Source organism: Actinoplanes nipponensis, assembly GCF_016862275.1.
Lineage (GTDB): Bacteria > Actinomycetota > Actinomycetes > Mycobacteriales > Micromonosporaceae > Actinoplanes > Actinoplanes nipponensis.
Map to the genome: position 1 here is coordinate 1 of NZ_BOMQ01000053.1, position 17,290 is coordinate 17,290.

At 72.6% G+C, this 17,290-nt stretch carries 11 protein-coding genes; 7 read left to right on the plus strand and 4 right to left on the minus strand.

The window, feature by feature from the left end:
* Window positions 1-83 precede the first annotated feature (83 nt).
* On the minus strand, window positions 84-710 hold the full coding sequence (locus Ani05nite_RS21700) for a hypothetical protein (RefSeq protein WP_239130482.1): 627 nt from the start codon (window positions 708-710) through the stop codon (window positions 84-86).
* Between the two features lie 158 nt (window positions 711-868).
* Here Ani05nite_RS21700 and Ani05nite_RS21705 point away from each other — a divergent pair, with 158 nt between their 5' ends.
* Genes Ani05nite_RS21705 through Ani05nite_RS21715 form a run of 3 tightly spaced genes read left to right on the plus strand, consistent with a single transcriptional unit; the run spans window position 869 to window position 5,243 of the window.
* Window positions 869-3,508 carry a valine--tRNA ligase gene (locus tag Ani05nite_RS21705; RefSeq protein ID WP_203770824.1) on the plus strand — a complete coding sequence of 880 codons (2,640 nt, stop codon included), beginning with the start codon at window positions 869-871 and terminating at the stop codon, window positions 3,506-3,508.
* On the plus strand, window positions 3,505-4,830 hold the full coding sequence (locus tag Ani05nite_RS21710; protein WP_203770826.1) for a bifunctional folylpolyglutamate synthase/dihydrofolate synthase: 1,326 nt from the start codon (window positions 3,505-3,507) through the stop codon (window positions 4,828-4,830). Before Ani05nite_RS21705 ends, Ani05nite_RS21710 begins: the two co-directional genes overlap by 4 nt.
* Window positions 4,827-5,243: a DUF4233 domain-containing protein gene (locus tag Ani05nite_RS21715; protein ID WP_203770828.1), complete on the plus strand. Its 417-nt coding sequence runs from the start codon at window positions 4,827-4,829 to the stop codon at window positions 5,241-5,243. The genes Ani05nite_RS21710 and Ani05nite_RS21715 overlap by 4 nt, the downstream gene beginning before the upstream one ends.
* 406 nt (window positions 5,244-5,649) lie before the next feature.
* On the opposite strand, the gene Ani05nite_RS41940 is transcribed toward Ani05nite_RS21715, so the two are convergent.
* Complete coding sequence (locus Ani05nite_RS41940) at window positions 5,650-8,979, minus strand: VOC family protein (RefSeq protein WP_275410601.1); 3,330 nt, start codon at window positions 8,977-8,979, stop codon at window positions 5,650-5,652.
* Between the two features lie 166 nt (window positions 8,980-9,145).
* Here Ani05nite_RS41940 and ndk point away from each other — a divergent pair, with 166 nt between their 5' ends.
* On the plus strand, window positions 9,146-9,562 hold the full coding sequence (gene ndk, locus Ani05nite_RS21725; protein WP_203770830.1) for a nucleoside-diphosphate kinase: 417 nt from the start codon (window positions 9,146-9,148) through the stop codon (window positions 9,560-9,562).
* Here the strand turns inward: ndk and Ani05nite_RS21730 are convergent.
* Entirely contained in the window at window positions 9,559-9,999 is a 441-nt protein-coding gene (locus tag Ani05nite_RS21730) for a carboxymuconolactone decarboxylase family protein (protein ID WP_203770832.1), read from the minus strand. The two genes, ndk and Ani05nite_RS21730, sit on opposite strands and share 4 nt — an antisense overlap.
* Window positions 10,000-10,113: 114 nt before the next feature.
* On the opposite strand from Ani05nite_RS21730, the gene Ani05nite_RS21735 reads away from it, so the two are divergent.
* From Ani05nite_RS21735 to Ani05nite_RS21745, 3 genes are all read left to right on the plus strand, one after another.
* Window positions 10,114-11,652: an alkaline phosphatase D family protein gene (locus tag Ani05nite_RS21735; protein WP_203770834.1), complete on the plus strand. Its 1,539-nt coding sequence runs from the start codon at window positions 10,114-10,116 to the stop codon at window positions 11,650-11,652.
* Window positions 11,653-11,871: 219 nt separating this feature from the next.
* Complete coding sequence (gene ileS / locus Ani05nite_RS21740) at window positions 11,872-14,988, plus strand: isoleucine--tRNA ligase (RefSeq protein ID WP_203770836.1); 3,117 nt, start codon at window positions 11,872-11,874, stop codon at window positions 14,986-14,988.
* Window positions 14,989-15,133: 145 nt separating this feature from the next.
* Window positions 15,134-15,817 (plus strand): lysophospholipid acyltransferase family protein, encoded by a 684-nt coding sequence (locus Ani05nite_RS21745; RefSeq protein ID WP_203770838.1) that lies wholly within the window; start codon window positions 15,134-15,136, stop codon window positions 15,815-15,817.
* On the opposite strand, the gene Ani05nite_RS21750 is transcribed toward Ani05nite_RS21745, so the two are convergent.
* The gene (locus Ani05nite_RS21750; RefSeq protein WP_203770840.1) at window positions 15,814-17,283 is read right to left on the minus strand and encodes a cryptochrome/photolyase family protein; all 1,470 of its coding nucleotides are present in this window, start codon (window positions 17,281-17,283) and stop codon (window positions 15,814-15,816) included. The genes Ani05nite_RS21745 and Ani05nite_RS21750 overlap by 4 nt on opposite strands.
* Window positions 17,284-17,290: the final 7 nt, after the last annotated feature.

The window sequence follows — 17,290 nt, forward strand, 5'->3', positions numbered from 1 at the left end:
AGGAAAGGCCCACACCAGAGATGGTGTGGGCCTTTTCTGTGTCCACCCACCGGCCGGGTCGGCCGGCTCGGGGCCGGCCGTTCTCAGTGTCGCGTCTGTGCGGCGGAGCGGATGTCGCCGAACAGCTTCGCAGCGTCGTCGACCGTGCGGCCGGGGAACATGGCCAGGGCGAGACTGCCGTGGTCGGCCCAGCCGCAGACCGGCATGTCGGCGCCGTCCGCCTTCGTCGTACCGCACTTCATCGTGCCGCCGAGCGGGCCGGCCGGCACGTCGTGCAGCCCCGTGACCGCCCCCTGCTCGTCGGCCACCAGGTCGAAGGCCGTCACCAGGTCGCTTTCCGGCGTCCAGAACAGGGTCGTGCCGCCGAAGAACAGCACGTCGTTGCCGGAGCCGTCGGTGAGCACCGCCCCGACCGCGCGGTCCAGATCCACGTCGGCCGACAACGCGGTCTGCAGGTAGTCGGCCGTGGTCCGGCCGTCGTCGCTGCTGTCGACGCTGAAGCCGGCGACCTTCGTGGGCACCGTCAGCGTCGCGTCCTTCTGCGAGGCGACCCGCCAGCCCGCGTACCCCAGGACGGACGCGCCGGCCAGGCCCACCGCCAGCAGTGAGCTGAGCACGATGGTGCGGGTCTTCGACCGGGGAGCGCGGTCCTCCGGCTCGTCCTCGCCGGCGGTCTCGGTGAGCGGGAACGGGTCGTCGGCGATCTCCACCGGCGCTGCGTCGGGAAGCGGAGACGGACCTGGGCGTTCGGACATCGTGCGAGCCTAACAACCGTCATTTTCCGGCGGGCGTTATCCACAGACCCGCCCTGTCCACAGGAAGGTGATGCGATCGCAGGTCCCCGCCGCGGCCTCCGTAGACTTGTCGGGTGAGCGAAGCAACCGACACCCGTACCCCCGACACCCGGCCCACCGGTGGCCTCTCCGCCCAGTACCAGCCGGGCGAGGTAGAGCAGCGGCGGTACGAGCAGTGGGTATCGGCGGGTTACTTCACGGCGGACCCGGCCAGCGACAAGCCACCCTTCTCCATCGTCATCCCGCCGCCCAACGTCACCGGCTCCATGCACGTCGGCCACGCCCTCGAGCACACCATCATGGATACCCTGAGCCGCTTCAAGCGGATGCAGGGATTCGAGGTGCTCTGGCTGCCCGGCATGGACCACGCCGGCATCGCCACCCAGAACGTCGTCGAGCGGCAGCTCGCCGCCCAGCAACTCTCCCGCCACGACCTCGGCCGGGAGGCGTTCGTCGAGAAGGTCTGGCAGTGGAAGGCCGAGTCCGGCGGTGCGATCACCGGGCAGATGCGCCGTCTCGGCGACTCCGTCGACTGGAGCCGCGAGCGGTTCACCATGGACGAGGGCCTCTCCAAGGCCGTGCAGACCATCTTCAAGCGGTTGTACGACGACGGCCTGATCTACCGCGCCGAGCGCATCATCAACTGGTGCCCGCGCTGCCTCACCGCGCTCAGCGACATCGAGGTCGAGCACACCGACGACGACGGCGAGCTGGTCTCCATCCGCTACGGCGACGGTGCCGACGCGATCGTCGTCGCCACCACGCGGGCCGAGACGATGCTCGGGGACACCGCGGTCGCGGTGCACCCCGACGACGAGCGCTACCAGCACCTGATCGGCACCGAGGTCGAGCTGCCGCTGACCGGGCGGCGCATCCCGATCGTCGCCGACGAGCACGTCGACCCCGCGTTCGGCACGGGCGCGGTCAAGGTCACGCCCGCGCACGACCCGAACGACTTCGAGATCGGCCGGCGGCACAACCTGCCGAGCATGACGATCATGGATGAGCGGGCCGTCGTCACCGTACCGGGGCCGTTCGAAGGGCTCGACCGGTACGAGGCGCGTCCGGCTATCGTCGCGGCCCTGCGTGAGCAGGGGCGCATCGTCGCCGAGAAGCGGCCCTACCAGCACTCCGTCGGGCACTGCTCGCGGTGCAAGACGACCGTGGAGCCGCGTCTGTCGCTGCAGTGGTTCGTCAACACCGGGCCGCTCGCCAAGGCGGCCGGCGACGCCGTGCGCGACGGCCGGGTGTCCATCGAGCCGCCGGAGCTGGCGAAGCGGTACTTCGCCTGGGTCGACAACATGCACGACTGGTGCATTTCCCGCCAGCTGTGGTGGGGACACCGCATCCCGGTCTGGTACGGCCCGGCCGGCGAGGTCGTCTGCGTCGGACCGGACGAGGAACCGCCGAGCGGCGAGGGCTGGCGGCAGGACGAGGACGTGCTGGACACCTGGTTCTCGTCCGGGCTGTGGCCGTTCTCGACGATGGGCTGGCCCCAGCAGACCGAGACGCTGGCCAAGTTCTACCCGACCAGCGTGCTGGTCACCGGCTACGACATCCTGTTCTTCTGGGTCGCCCGGATGATGATGTTCGGCCTGTACGCGATGGACGGCGTGCAGCCGTTCGACGTGGTCGCGCTGCACGGCCTGGTCCGCGACGCGCACGGCAAGAAGATGTCCAAGTCGTTCGGCAACGCCGTCGACCCGCTGGACTGGATCGAGCGGTACGGCGCCGACGCCACCCGCTTCACGCTGGCCCGCGGCGCCAACCCAGGCTCCGACGTGCCGATCAGCGAGGAGTGGTGCCAGGGCTCGCGCAACTTCTGCAACAAGCTCTGGAACGCCACGCGGTTCGCGCTGATGAACGGGGCCACCGTCGAGGGCGAGTTGCCGGCCTCGGCCGAGCTGTCGAGCGTCGACAAGTGGATCCTCTCCCGGCTGCAGCACGTCATCGCCGAGGTCGGCGAGCAGCTCGCCACCTACGAGTTCGCCAAGGCCTGCGACACGCTGTACCACTTCGCGTGGGACGACGTCTGTGACTGGTACGTCGAGCTCAGCAAGCCGGTGCTGGCCACCGACGGCGCCGAGGCCGCGCGTTCGCGCCGGGTGCTCGGGCACGTCCTCGACCAGCTGCTGCGCCTGTTGCACCCGGTCATCCCGTTCGTCACCGAGGAGCTGTGGACGGTGCTGACCGGCGCCGAGTCGGTCGTCGTCGCGGCGTGGCCGGTGGCCGACGCCGCCCGCATCGACGATGTGGCCGAGGAGGAGCTGGCGGCGCTGCAGAAGGTTGTCACCGAGGTGCGGCGCTTCCGTTCCGACCAGGGGCTGCGTCCCGGCCAGCGGGTCAGCGCCGCGCTGACCGGCCTCGGCAACGTCGGGATCGACGTGCACGAGCCGTTGATCCGGGCGCTGGCCCGGCTCGACGCGCCCAGCGCCGAGTTCGCCGCCACGGCGACGCTCGCGGTCACCGGCGGCATCACCGTCGACCTGGACACCCGGGGCACCATCGACGTCGCGGCCGAGCGGGCCCGTCTCGACAAGGACCGCGCCGCCGCCGAGAAGGAAGCGGCGCAGTGCCGGGCCAAGCTCGACAACGACGCGTTCATCGGCAAGGCGCCCGAGCAGGTCGTGGCGAAGATCAAGGATCGGCTTGCCACGGCGGAGGCCGACCTCGCAAGAATTGCGGCGGCCCTGAAAGCGTTGCCCTCAGCATGAGCACATACCAAGAGGTGGTCGCCGCGCTCGACGGGCGCGGCTTCACCCGCATGGCCTTCGACATGCAGAAGATCCGTGACCTGATGGACGTGCTCGGCAGTCCGCAGCGGGCGTACCCGTCCATCCACCTGACCGGGACCAACGGCAAGACGTCCACGGCCCGGATGATCGACGGTCTGCTGCGGGCGCACGGTCTGCACACCGGTCGCTACACCAGCCCGCACCTGGAAACGGTTCGCGAGCGGATCAGCCTCGACGGCGAGCCGGTCTCCGAGGAACGGCTGGCCGCCGTCTACGACGAGATCGCCCCGCTGGCCCAGCTGATCGACGAGCGGTCGGCCGAGCCGCTCACCTACTTCGACATGACCACGGCGCTGGCGTACGCGACGTTCGCCGACGCGCCCGTGGACATCGCCGTGGTGGAGGTCGGGCTCGGCGGCGAGGAGGACGCCACCAACGTCCTCGAGGCCGCCGTCTGCGTCATCACCCCGATCGGCCTCGACCACACCGAGTGGCTGGGCGACACGATCGAGGACATCGCCTGGGCCAAGGCCGGCATCATCCACAAGGACGCCACCGTGATCAGCGCGCTGCAGACCGAGGACGCGATGCGGCCGCTGCTGGAACGCTCCGCACAGGTGGGGGCGACCGTGGCCCGCGAGGGCAGCGAGTTCGGCGTGATCCGGCGGGACCAGGCGGTCGGCGGCCAGGTCCTCACCATGCAGGGCCTCGGCGGCGTGTACGACGAGGTGTTCCTGCCGCTGTTCGGCGCCCACCAGGCGCAGAACGCCGCCCTCGCCCTCGCGGCGGTCGAGGCGTTCCTGGGCGCCGGCGCGGCCAAGCAACTCGACGTTGACCTGGTCCGGGAAGGCTTCGGCGGCGTCGACTCGCCGGGCCGCCTCGAACGGGTACGCAGCGCGCCGACCATCCTGCTCGACGGCGCCCACAACCCGCACGGCATGGCGGCGACCGTGACCGCCCTGGAGGAGGAGTTCGCGTTCCGCCACCTCGTCGCGGTCGTCGGGGTGCTCGGCGACAAGGACGTGGCCGGTCTGCTCGAGCTGCTCGAGCCCGTCGCGGCTCAGCTCGTGGTGACGCAGAACAGCTCACCGCGGGCGATGCCGGTCGACGAGCTGGCCCAGATCGCCGAGGAGATCTTCGGCGAGGACAGGGTGACCATCACGCAGAACATGCCGGACGCCATCGAAGAAGCGGTCGTGCTGGCCGAGACGAACACGGACGGCGAGCACAGCGGCGTCGCGGTGCTGATCACCGGCTCCATCGTGACCGTCGCCGACGCGCGGAAGCTGCTGAAGAAATGACCACGCCGCCGCCCGAACCGGCCTCGCCCGTGTCGCCCGAGGATGCACCGGGCGGCGTCGAGGGAGACGAGCCGCGGCGCTCCGGCCTGCGCAACCCCGAGGCGGCGGTACGCGGGCTGGGCGCGGGCACGCTCGCGCTGGAAGCGATCGTGCTGCTGCTGGCGATCCAGCCGATCCGCATCCTGGGTGGCGACCTCAGCGGCTGGGGCATCGGCGCGGTGGTGACCCTGGCGGTGCTGGCGGCCGTGGTGGCGGGAAGCATGCGCCGGCCGTGGGCCTGGCACGCGGGTACGGCGCTTCAGGTGCTGCTGCTGGCCTCCGGGCTGCTGCACTGGTCGCTGGCGGCGCTGGGACTGATCTTCGGGGCGGCTTGGGGATACGCGACTTCGGTGCGGCGGCGGATTCTCGGATAGGGCGCCGGAGCCTGGCCGGGATCGACCGGCCGCGGGGTGGTTTGCGGCCGGGCCGCCCGCTTCGGGTTGACTGCCACCATGACACCGACCGGCGCGCGACGGGCGTGCCTGTTGCCCGTTGCAGGGCAGCCGCCCGGTTGCGAGCACGGGCAGGCCGTATGCCGCTAGCTGGTGCTGCCCGTCATTCGGCTGCCCGTCATGCGGCGGCGAGGATCCCGCTCGTGTTGAGGCGCACCGGGGCCTGCCCGCTCGTGCCAACCCGGGCCGACCGCGCCTGGGCGGACCCTGCACGCCGACCCCGCGCGGGCCTGAGTGCGTGCCCAGTCCCCCGCGCGGGTCGCAACCCGGCCACTCGCGCCGAGCCGTCACCCGTCCTGGGGCGCGGCTGGCGGGTCGTCGGGTGGGGTCAGCGGATGGCGCGCCACTGGGTGATGGCGATGTTGTGCTCGTCGGGGTCGTGGAACGCGGCCGCCCAGAGTTCCAGCTTTTCGCCGCGGTTCACCGGACGCGGGCCGTGGACGAACTTGGCGCCCTTGCGCTTCAGTTCCTCGTAGACCGCCTCCACGTCGCCCACCTCGAGGTTCAGGTAGATCTGGCGGCCGGCGACGCCGGACAGGTCGCGGACGGTGCGCAGGACAAGCCTGGTGTCGCCCGAGGCCAGCACCGCGCTTCCGGAGCCGGTGTCGATCTCGTAGAAGCCGAGCATCTCGCGGTAGAACGCCACCGACCGTTGCAGGTCCGTTACCAGCACGGTGATTCCCACGCCGTGGATGGCGCCGGCCGGGCCCGGGCGGGCGCTCGGATAGGCGGTGATGACGTCGTCGGCTCGTTCGTCGGGCTCGAAGCCGCCGTCGAGGTCGGCCCAAGGCCGTCCGCGCCGGGGCGAGGCTGCCTTGGCAGCCGCGCCGGTGGTGACCGCTCCGGCGGTGGCCGAGCCAATCGAGGCCGAGCCCTTCGCCTCAGGGCCGACGGCGGCCCGGCCGGTGGCCACCGAGCCGGTGTTGGCTGAGCCGGTGCTGGCGCTCGTGGGCGAGCCGGTGCTGGGCGCGCTGGCGGTCGCGGGAGCGGCGGTGCCGGGGGCGGGGTCAGCCGGGCTGGAAGCGGGGCCGGCGGATGAGGTTGCTTCAGCGGCGGGAACCGTTGGTGGGGCGGCCGGGGGAGATCCGGCTTCGGTGGTGGGGATGGCTTCCGGGCGGGTCGGGGCCGGGGCGCGGCGCGGCTTGATGTCGGCTGGATCGCCGGTGCCGGAGCCGCCGCCCGGGCCGAACGCCGTCGGGGAGGCGTAGACCTGTCCCGGGACCGCCGTGCGGCCCGGCGTCGGGGCGGGACCGCCGTCGGGGGCCGGTGCGGCGTTCGGGGCGGTGGCAGATACGGCTCCGGGCGGCGCGGTGGGATCGGCGGGTGGGGGCGTGCCGGTGTCTGGCTCGGGGGACGGGCTGGTTGCCGAGACCGCACCCAGGCGGGTCGACCGGGCACCGGTAACGGGCTCGGCGGGCGCGTTCGGGCGGGGAGGAGTGGCCGTGTCGCGTTCGGGGGATCGGCGCTGTTCGGCGGTGGAGGGTTCGGTGGGGCCGGAGGATGCGACGGAATCCTGGTCAGCAGCTGAACTCGCGGGCCGGGGTGCGGTCGGAGCGGCTGGAGCAGCAGCCCGACTCGCGCCGGCCGACGGGCCGGGCGGGGGTCCGGCCGAAGCAGCCGGCTCCGGAGCCGCAGGAACGGCCGGGTCCGGACCGCCCGGGGCAGCCGGGTCCAGACCGCCCGGGGCAGCCGGGGCCGAGACGGCCGGGTCCGGGGCGGATGGAGCTGCGGTGGTCGGGGCTGCGGCGGCAGGGGCCGGGGCGGTCGGGGCTGCGGCGGGCGGGACCGGGGCGGATGGAGCTGCGGTGGTCGGGGCTGCGGCGGCAGAGGCCGGGGCGGTCGGGGCTGGGGCGGGCGGGGCCGGGGTGGCCCTGCCTGCCGGTTGGGGACGGTTGGCGGTCGGGCTCGGGCGGGCGGCCGACGGGCGGCGTTCCTCCTGCTTCTTGCCTCGGAACGCCTTGCCGAGAGCTGCGAATCCCGCCGCCACGGCTGCCCCCGCTGCCGCGAGGCCGGTCGTCTGGGCCGCGGTGCTCGGCTGGTCGACGCGGGACGGGTCGGTTGTCGCCGACGGGTGGGGGCGTGGCCGGGGGCGGGGCTCCGGCGTCGGGCGCGGTGGCTCGTAGGTCAGGTCCAACGGGTCGCCGGGGAGGATGTCGCGTTCCGGGGTGGTCTGTGAGGCCGCACCCGGGTCCGATGTCTCGGGGGAGGCCGAGGAAGACCGGGAGGGCGAAGATTCATCGGGGTCGGACGGTGGCTGGGCGCGTACCGCCCAGGGCGGTGGTTCCAGGTCACCGAGCAGGTCGTCGTCCGCCGATCTGGGTGGGGCGGCGGCCGGTGGGGCCATGATGTCCGCGTCCATCGCCGCGCGGGCCTGCGGCCTGGTCTCCGGGGCCGGTTCCGGGTCCTCGTCCAGCGGCAGGTCGATCTCGGGATCGTAGTCGGCCGGCGCGGCGGCGGCCGGGGGTGTGCGTTGGGCCGGGGCGGGGTTCGACGGCTCGTCCTCCGGAGCGTCCGACGAGGCCTTTGCGGCGGACGGCGAGGCCTCCGGAGCGACCGACGAAGCCCTTGCGGCGAACGGCGAGGCGTCCGGGGCGACCGACGAGGACTGGGGGGCGAACGGCGAGGCCTCCGGAGTGAGAGGCGGGGCCTCCGGAGTCAACGGCGAGGCCTCCGGGGCGGCCGACGAGGACTGGGAGGACGCGGTGGACGGGGTAGACGGGCGGGAGGACGCGGTGGACGGGCGGGAGGGTGGCGTGGGGGCGGGGTGGGGTGCTGCTTCTGGGGGCTCTGTGTCCGTACCCTCGTCGGTTTCGGGGTCCAGGGTTGCCGTTGCCTGCGGCCTCGGCCGGGGCCGGGGTTTCTCCGCCGCGCGCGGCGGCGCTGCCGTCGCCGTGCGGGCGCGTTGCGGCAGTGGCGTCGTGTAGTCGTAGTCCGGCTCCACCAGCTGGCCTTCGACGATCGGGCCGCCGGGGGCGTCGCGGACGATCACCGGCGGGGGCGGGTCCTCCACCAGGCCGGCGCGCGGGGGCGGCGGCGGGGGCGGGTCGTCGAAGTCGCCGGTGCGGGGGGACGGCGGGGGCGGCGGGGGCGGTTCGTCCGGGCCGCGGCCCCACTGCCTGTCCCGGTTGGCCCACGGCGGGGGTTCCGGTTCGCCGCCGAGCAGGTCGTCGTCCGGCAGGTCGTCCTCGTAGTACGCCGGCGGCGCGTTCAGCGTCGTGGTCCCGTAGGTCTCCGCCTCGTCCCAGTCGATGCGGACCCGGCGCATGTCGTCCACGTCCACCGTCACCGGCAGGGTGTCGCCCACCCGCGGCCACTTCGAGACCGGGACGCGGGGGTCGCGCACCGTGACCTCCGAGGTCGGCAGGCCCGGCGCCACGATCACGATGAGCAGCTCCGCGCGGCCGTAGATCGCCGTCGCGGGAGGCTCGGACACCGCCTTGACCTGCGCCGATCCGGCCACCCAGGCGCGGGCGCCGCGGCGCACCACGTTGACCATGCCCAGCGCCACCGCCAGGATCAGTATCGCCAGGCCCAGCGCGACGATCGCCCAGCTCGACATGCCTAGGCCGAACAGCATCACGAAGACCGCGATCGTGCCGACGACCGCCGCCACGAGCTTGCGGGCCGGTGCGACCGGCCGGCCGTTCTGGTTCGCCACAGTGGACCTCCCGGGTTACTCGTCAGGTTACGTAGCGCGACCGCCGGTGGAAAGTGCGCTACCGGGCGGTTGCCGCTCGCGCCGTGGGCGGTACCGATAGGCTGACATCCCGGTGTCATCACCCGGCGTGTCGGCTTCCCCATGTACTGACCAGGAGGATCTTCCGGTGTCCACTGCCACCGAGCGCACGCTCGTGCTCGTCAAGCCCGATGCGCTGCGGCGCGGCCTGCTCGGGGAGATCCTCGGCCGGTTCGAACGCAAGGGCCTCACGATCGACGCACTCGTGGTGCGGACCATGGACGCGCAGCTGGCAGACCAACACTACGCCGAGCACGTGGACAAGGCCTTCTACCCGCCGCTGAAGGAGTTCATGACCAGCGGGCCGCTGGCCGCCCTGGTGCTCTCCGGCGACGAGGTCATCGCGGTCGTCCGGGCCCTGGTCGGCGCCACCGACGGGCGCAAGGCCGCCGCGGGGACGATCCGCGGCGACCTGTCGCTGTCGAACCGGGAGAACCTCGTGCACGCCTCCGATTCCCCCGACAGCGCCAAGCGCGAGCTGGCGCTCTGGTTCCCCGAGCTCTAGACCTCCAGCGGGGGCTCCTTGCGCGTGGCGATCGAGAGCCGGTTCCACACGTTGATCGTCGCGATCGCCATGAGCAGGTTGCCCAGCTCCTCCGCGGAGAACGCCTTGGCGGCCGGCGCCCAGACCTCGTCCGGGACGCCGTGCTCGCCGAGGCGGGTCACCGCGTCGGTCAGCGCCAGCGCGGCCCGCTCCCGCTCGGTGAAGAACGGGGCGTCGTGCCAGGCCGCGACGGCGAACAGCCGCCGGCTCGACTCGCCGGCGGCCAGCGCCTCGCGGCTGTGCATGTCGGTGCAGAACGCGCAGCCGTTCACGATCGAGGCGCGCAGCTTGACCAGCTCGTACAGGACCGGGTCGACGTTCTGACGGCAGTACCTCTCCATCCCCAGGACGGCGCGCTGCGCGCCCGGTGCCACCTCGTCGATCGCCAAGCGGGACATGGGTCCTCCTCGTAGTGGGTTACCGAGCAGGGACGATCCGGCGTTCGGGAACGTGACAGCGGGCGGCCACGGCCGGGACACGTGTGCTTCACGTCATACCGAGAGTCTTCGGTCATGACCCCCATCGATCGACGCAGCCTGCTGCGGGCCGGCCTGGCCGGCGGAGTGCTCGGAGTCCTGCCCGCCGCCCCCGCCTTCGCGGGCTGGTCGGCGAGCCGCCCGGTGCTCACCCACGGCGTGCAGACCGGCGACGCGGCCGCCGGCGGCGCGGTCGTCTGGAGCCGGGCCGACCGGCCGAGCCGGATGTGGGTCGAGGCGAGCCGGCGCCCGGATCTGCGGGGCGCGCGCCGGGTACGCGGCCCGGTGCTGACCCCGGACACCGATTTCACCGGCAAGGTGCGGCTGCGCGGCCTGCCCGCCGGGGAGAAGATCTATTACCGGGTACGGGCGGAGAGCCTCGACCGCCCGGGCCTGCTCAGCGAGCCCCTCGACGGCTCCCTGAGCACCGCCCCGGCCCGCCGGCAGGACGTCGCCTTCGTCTGGACCGGCGACGTCGTCGGCCAGGGCTGGGGCATCGACCCCGCGTACGGCGGGCTGCGCCTGTTCGAGTCGATGCGCCGGCGGCAGCCCGACTTCCTGCTGCACAGCGGCGACACCGTCTACGCCGACGGCCCCCTCGTACCGGCGGTGACGCTGCCGGACGGCCGGGTCTGGCGCAACCTGGTCACGCCGGAGAAGTCCAAGGTCGCCGAGACCCTGGGCGAGTACCGCGGCCAGTACGCGTACAACCTGCTGGACGACGCGTACCGGGCGTTCGCCGCCGAGGTGCCGCAGGTCAACCAGTGGGACGACCACGAGGTGCTCAACAACTGGTACCCGGGGGAGATCCTGGACGACGCCCGGTACACCGAGAAGCGGGTCGACGTGCTGGCGGCGCGGGCGCACCGGGCGTACCACGAATGGGTGCCGACCCCGCGGCGCTCCGGGCCGGTGTACCGCAGGATCCCGTACGGGCCGCTGCTCGACGTGTTCGTGCTCGACATGCGCACGTTCAAGGACGTCAACGACGGCAACACGTACGCCGACCCGGACCGCGGCCTGCTCGGCGCCGAGCAGCGCGAGTGGCTGATCCGCGGGCTGCGCTCGTCCCGGGCCACCTGGAAGGTGATCGCCAACGACCTGCCGCTGGGACTGGTGGTGCCGGACGGCCCCGCCGCGCAGGAAGGTGTGGCCCAGGGCGACCCGGGCGCGCCGCGGGGCCGGGAGCTGGAGTTCGCGCAGGTCCTGCGGTCGGCCCACCGGCACGGGGTGACCGGGATCGTGCTGCTCACCGCCGACGTGCACTACACCGCGGCGCACCACTACGACCCGGCCCGGGCCGCGGTGCCGGACTTCACGCCGTTCTGGGAATTCGTCTCCGGGCCGGCCCACGCCGGGGCGTTCGGCCCGAACGCGCTCGACGCCACGTTCGGGCCCGAGGCGGTCTTCGTGCACGCCCCGCCGGTGGCGAACACCTCCCCGGCCGACGGCTACCAGCACTTCGGCGAGGTCCGTATCGACGGGCGGACCGGTGCGCTGCGGGTCGACCTGCGCGACCGCGACGGCGTCTCGCTGTGGAGCACGACCCTGCCCGCGCCGTCGGGGAACAAATGACAGCCGGTATCGTTGTGTAGTCAGGCGCTGATCCGGCCATCACCGGGGAGCCTCCGGAAGAACAGACCCTCGCGGTCCCAGTAGAACCGGGCGGAACCGGCCCGCACCCCCAGCCGGCGAACGAGCGGGCGGCTCCGGCCGCCAAGCGAGGTGGTACCGCGGGCCCCGGCTCGTCCTCGCAGTCCACGACGTGTGAACTGCATGAGGAGCGAGCGCCCGATGGCCTACCCGAAGCACACCGACGCGGCCGGCGTACCGGCGAGCCCCGACCTGCCCGCGGTCGAGCGGGCCGTGCTCGAGCACTGGGCCGCCGACAAGACCTTCGAGGCCAGCGTCGACGCGCGCCCGGCCGGGCAGAACGGCAGCAACGAGTACGTCTTCTACGACGGCCCGCCGTTCGCCAACGGGCTGCCGCACTACGGCCACCTGTTCACCGGCTACGTCAAGGACCTGGTCCCGCGCTACCAGACCATGCGCGGCCGGCGCGTCGAGCGCCGCTTCGGCTGGGACACCCACGGGCTGCCCGCCGAGGTCGAGGCCGAGAAGCAGCTGGGCATCACCACCAAGGCGCAGATCCTCGAGCTGGGCGTCGACAAGTTCAACGACGCCTGCCGGACCAGCGTGCTGGCCTACACCAAGGACTGGGAGCGCTACGTCACGCGTCAGGCCCGGTGGGTGGACTTCGGCAACGACTACAAGACCCTCGACCCCAGCTACATGGAGTCGGTCATGTGGGCGTTCAAGACCCTGCACTCCAAGGGTCTGATCTATGAGGGCTTCCGGGTGCTGGCGTACTGCTTCCGGTGCGAGACGCCGCTGTCGAACACCGAGACCCGGATGGACGACGTCTACCGCGACCGGACCGACCCGGCGCTGACGGTGACCTTCGAGCTGGAGACCGGCGAGCGGATCGCGGTGTGGACCACCACGCCGTGGACCCTGCCGTCGAACCTTGCGCTCGCGGTCGGCCCGGACATCGAGTACGCGATCCTGGAGAAGGACGGCTCGCGCCTCATCGTCGGCGCGTCCCGGGTGGCCGCCTACGCCAAGGAGCTGGACGGGTACGAGCAGGTCGGCACGGTGCTGGGCCGGGAATTGGCCGGGCGCCGGTACACCCCGATGTTCGACTTCCTGGTCGAGCAGGCCGGCCCGAACGCCTACCAGGTGCTGGCGGCCGACTACGTGAGCGACGAGGACGGCACCGGCGTCGTGCACCAGGCGCCGGCCTTCGGCGAGGACGACCAGAACGTCTGCAACGCCGCCGGCATCCCCACCATCGTGACCGTCGACGACCACACCCGGTTCACCGCGCTCGTGCCCGACTACCAGGGCCAGCAGGTGTTCGACGCGAACAAGCCCATCACCGCCGAGCTCAAGAGCCGCGGCGTGGTGCTGCGGCACGAGGGTTACACGCACTCGTACCCGCACTGCTGGCGCTGCGACACCCCGCTGGTCTACAAGGCCGTGTCCTCGTGGTTCGTCGCGGTCAGCACGTTCCGGGACCGGATGGTGGAGCTGAACCAGGAGATCACCTGGACGCCGGCGCACATCAAGGACGGCTCGTTCGGCAAGTGGCTGGCCAATGCCCGGGACTGGTCGATCAGCCGGAACAGGTTCTGGGGCTCGCCCATCCCGGTGTGGAAGTCCGACGACCCGACGTACCCGCGGGTCGACGTCTACGGCTCGCTGGCCCAGCTCAGCGAGGACTTCGGCGTGGAGGTCACCGACCTGCACCGGCCGTACGTGGACGAGCTGACCCGGCCCAACCCGGACGACCCGACCGGGCGGTCCACCATGCGCCGGGTGCCCGAGGTGCTGGACTGCTGGTTCGAGTCCGGCTCGATGCCGTTCGCCCAGGTGCACTACCCGTTCGAGAACAAGGAGTGGTTCGAGCACCACTACCCGGGCGACTTCATCGTCGAGTACATCGGCCAGACCCGCGGCTGGTTCTACACCATGCACGTGCTGGCCACGGCCCTGTTCGACCGGCCGGCGTTCCGCAACTGCCTGAGCCACGGCATCCTGCAGGGCGCCGACGGCCGCAAGATGTCCAAGAGCCTGCGCAACTACCCGGACGTCTACGAGGTCTTCGACTCCTACGGCTCGGACGCGATGCGCTGGATGCTGATGTCGTCGCCGGTGCTGCGCGGCGGCGACATGCCGGTCACCGAGGTGGCGATCCGCGACTCGGTGCGCCAGGTGCTGCTGCCGCTGTGGAACGTCTGGTACTTCTTCAGCCTGTACGCCAACGCGGCGAACTACACGGCGCGCTTCCGTACCGACTCGACGCACCTGCTGGACCGCTACATCCTGGCCAAGACCAGCGAGCTGGTCGCCGACACCACCCGGCAGCTCGACGACTACGACATCTCGGGCGCGGCCGCGTCGGTGCGGTCGTACCTGGACGCGCTGACCAACTGGTACGTGCGGCGCTCCCGGGACCGCTTCTGGGCCGGCGACGCCGACGCGTTCGACACTCTGGCCACGGTGCTGGAGACGCTGTGCCGGGTGATGGCCCCGCTGGCGCCGCTGACCGCCGAGGAGATCTGGCGCGGCCTGACCGGGGAGCGGTCGGTGCACCTGACCGACTGGCCGGCCGCGGACGCGTACCCCGGCGACCACGAGCTGGTCGCCTCCATGGACGCGATCCGCGAGGTGGCCTCGGCGGCGCTGTCGCTGCGCAAGGCCAAGGCGCTGCGGGTGCGGCTGCCGCTGGCCCGGCTGACCGTCGCCACGCCGGCCGCCGAGGCGCTGCGGCCGTTCGCGGATCTGCTGGCCGACGAGGTGAACGTCAAGGACGTGCAGCTCAGCGCCGATCTGGCCGCGTACTCCGAGCAGGTCCTGACCGTGGTGCCGCGGGCCCTCGGCCCGCGCCTGGGCAAGCAGGTCCAGATGGTCATCAAGGCCGTCAAGGCCGGCGACTGGGAGCTGGTCGACGGCGCGCCGGTCGCCGCCGGCGTCACCCTGCAGGAGGGCGAGTACGAGCTGAAGCTCGTCGCCGCCGACGCGGAGAACTCCGCGCCGCTACCGGCCGGCCGGGGTGTGGTCCTGCTCGACACCGAGGTCACGCCGGAGCTGGCGGCCGAAGGGCTGGCCCGGGACATGATCCGGGTCGTGCAGCAGGCCCGCCGCGACGCCGACCTGGACGTGTCCGACCGCATCGCCCTGCGGATCGCCGCGGCGCCCGCGGTCGCGGCGGCCGTCGAGGCGCACCGGGACTTCGTCGCCGCGGAGACCCTGGCCACCTCGCTGACCCTGGACGAGGCGGCGACCGGCTTCAGCGGTGAGGTCGGCGACGGCGAATCGGTAACGGTGGCCGTCACCCGCGCGGTGTGAATCCCGCCTCCCGGCTCGGCATTTGCCGCATTGCGCGGTAAATGCCGAGCCGGCCGGCAGTCGCTCGACGGGAGTTTTCCGGGCTGTTTCCGTTAACCTCACATCGCCCCCCACTTGGTTTGCAGTCCCCGCCCGGAGGAACACGTTGCCGCTGCTCTACTCGATCGGCAAAGTCACTGTCGGTCACGCGATGACCCTCGGCTGGCGGCCGCACGTCGAAGGCCTGGAAAACATCCCGAAGACCGGCGGCGCCATCTTCGCCGGTAACCACCTGTCCGTCGCCGACGAGCTCTTCCTCGGCTCGGTCGTGCCCCGGCACATCGCCTTCTGGGCCAAGGCCGAGTACTTCCGCGGCGGCGGCATCGGCGGCAACATCACCAAGTTCGTGATGCATGGCCTCGGCGCGATCAAGGTCGAGCGCGGCGGCGGCCGGGCCGCACTGACCGCCTTCGACGGCGCGATCCCGGTGCTCAAGGCCGGTGACATGGTCGCGGTCTACCCCGAGGGCACCCGCTCGCCGGACGGCCGGCTCTACCGCGGGCGCACCGGCGTGGCCCGGCTGGCCGTCGCGGCCGGCGTGCCGATCATCCCGGTGGGCATGCTCGGCACGGACAAGGTCCAGCCGATCGGGCAGCGCCTGCCCCGGCCCGGCAAGGGCAAGGTCGTCGTCAAGTTCGGCACGCCCATCCCGACGGCCGGGCGCAGCGACGACCGCACCGCGCTGCGCGCGCTGACCGACGAGGTCATGGCCGAGATCCAGAAGCTCACCGGCCAGGAGTACGTGCCCCGGTACGCCCCGCCGCGCGGGACCACCCCGCCGGCCGACTAGGGCGCCCGGGAGCCGCGGGCCTGCTCCTGCTCGACCAGGGCGTCGAGATCGGCGAGCCGGTGCAGGCCCTGCACCGGCCGGCGCATCCGGTGGTTCCCGGCCAGCCGCTGCTCGTTGCGGGCCAGGAAAGCCCAGTAGCCGGCCGTGTACGGGCAGGCGTCGTCACCCACGCGCACCTTGGGGTCGTACCGGCAGCCGCCGCAGTAGTCGCTCATCCGGTTGATGTAGGCCCCGCCGCCCGCGTACGGCTTGGTGCTCATCCGGCCGCCGTCGGCGTACTGGCTCATGCCGACGACGTTGGCGGTCATCACCCACTCGTAGCCGTCGACGAACGCCCGGTGGAACCAGTCGGCCATCGCCCCCGGCCGCCAGCCGCGCTGCATCGCGTAGTTGCCCAGCACCATGAGCCGGGGGATGTGGTGCACCCAGCCGCGGTCGCGGACCCCGGCCAGCACGTCGGACAGGCACCGGGCCTCGACCGCGTCGGCGTCCAGCTCGGCGAACCAGCGCGGCAGCGGCTCGCTCGCCCCGAGCTCGTTGGCGCGCCGGTAGCCGGGCTCGAAGTACCAGTACAGGTGCCAGACGAAGTCGCGCCAGCCGATCAGCTGCCGGACGAAGCCCTCCACGCTCGCCAGCCCGGCCCGGCCCGCGCGGTACGCCGCCTCGGCCTGCTCGACGGCCTCCAGCGGGTCGAGCAGGCCCAGGTTGAACGCGGCGCTGAGCCGGCTGTGGGCCAGGAACGGGTCCCCGGCCAGCATCGCGTCCTCGTGCGGCCCGAACGCCGGCAGCCGGTGCCCGACGAAGTGCCGCAGCCGCTCGACCGCCTCGGCGCGGGTGGCGGGGAACAGCCGCGGGCCGTCACGGCCGATGAAGGTGATGCCGTCGTCGCGTTCCCAGCGGTCCAGATCCTCCCGGACGGCCGCGTCGATGTCGTCCTCGCGGATCTCGGGCGGCTCCGGGACGTCGAGCCGGGTGACGCCGCGCGGCGGTGGCTCCCGGTTCTCCGCGTCCAGGTTCCAGGTGCCGCCGGCCGGCTCGGCGCCGTCCATCAGGATGCCCAGGCGCCGCCGGGCGTCCCGGTAGAAGTCCTCCATCCGCAGGCCGCGCCGCCCGCCGGCCCAGGCGGTGAACTCCGGCGGGGCGGTCACGAAGCCCCGCGGCGGCAGCAGCTCGGCGCCGAGGCGCTGGACCAGGCCCCGGGCCGCGCGGGAGGTGGGGTGGCAGACGCTCAGTGGTTCGCCGAGGTCACGTACCGCCTCGCCGTACGTCTCGGTCCGCACGAACACCGCCTGCTCGCCGAGCTCGGCCGCCCGGTGCCGCAGCGCCGAGAGCACCAGGTGGGCCTTCTGCCGGTGGAACGCCCGGCGCCGGAACACCGCCCGGGACTCCACCAGCAGCACGGGCTGGGCCGGGTCGTCGAGGAAGTGCGGGCCGAGCTGATCGGCGAACAGCCAGCGTCGGGTCATCCCGCCG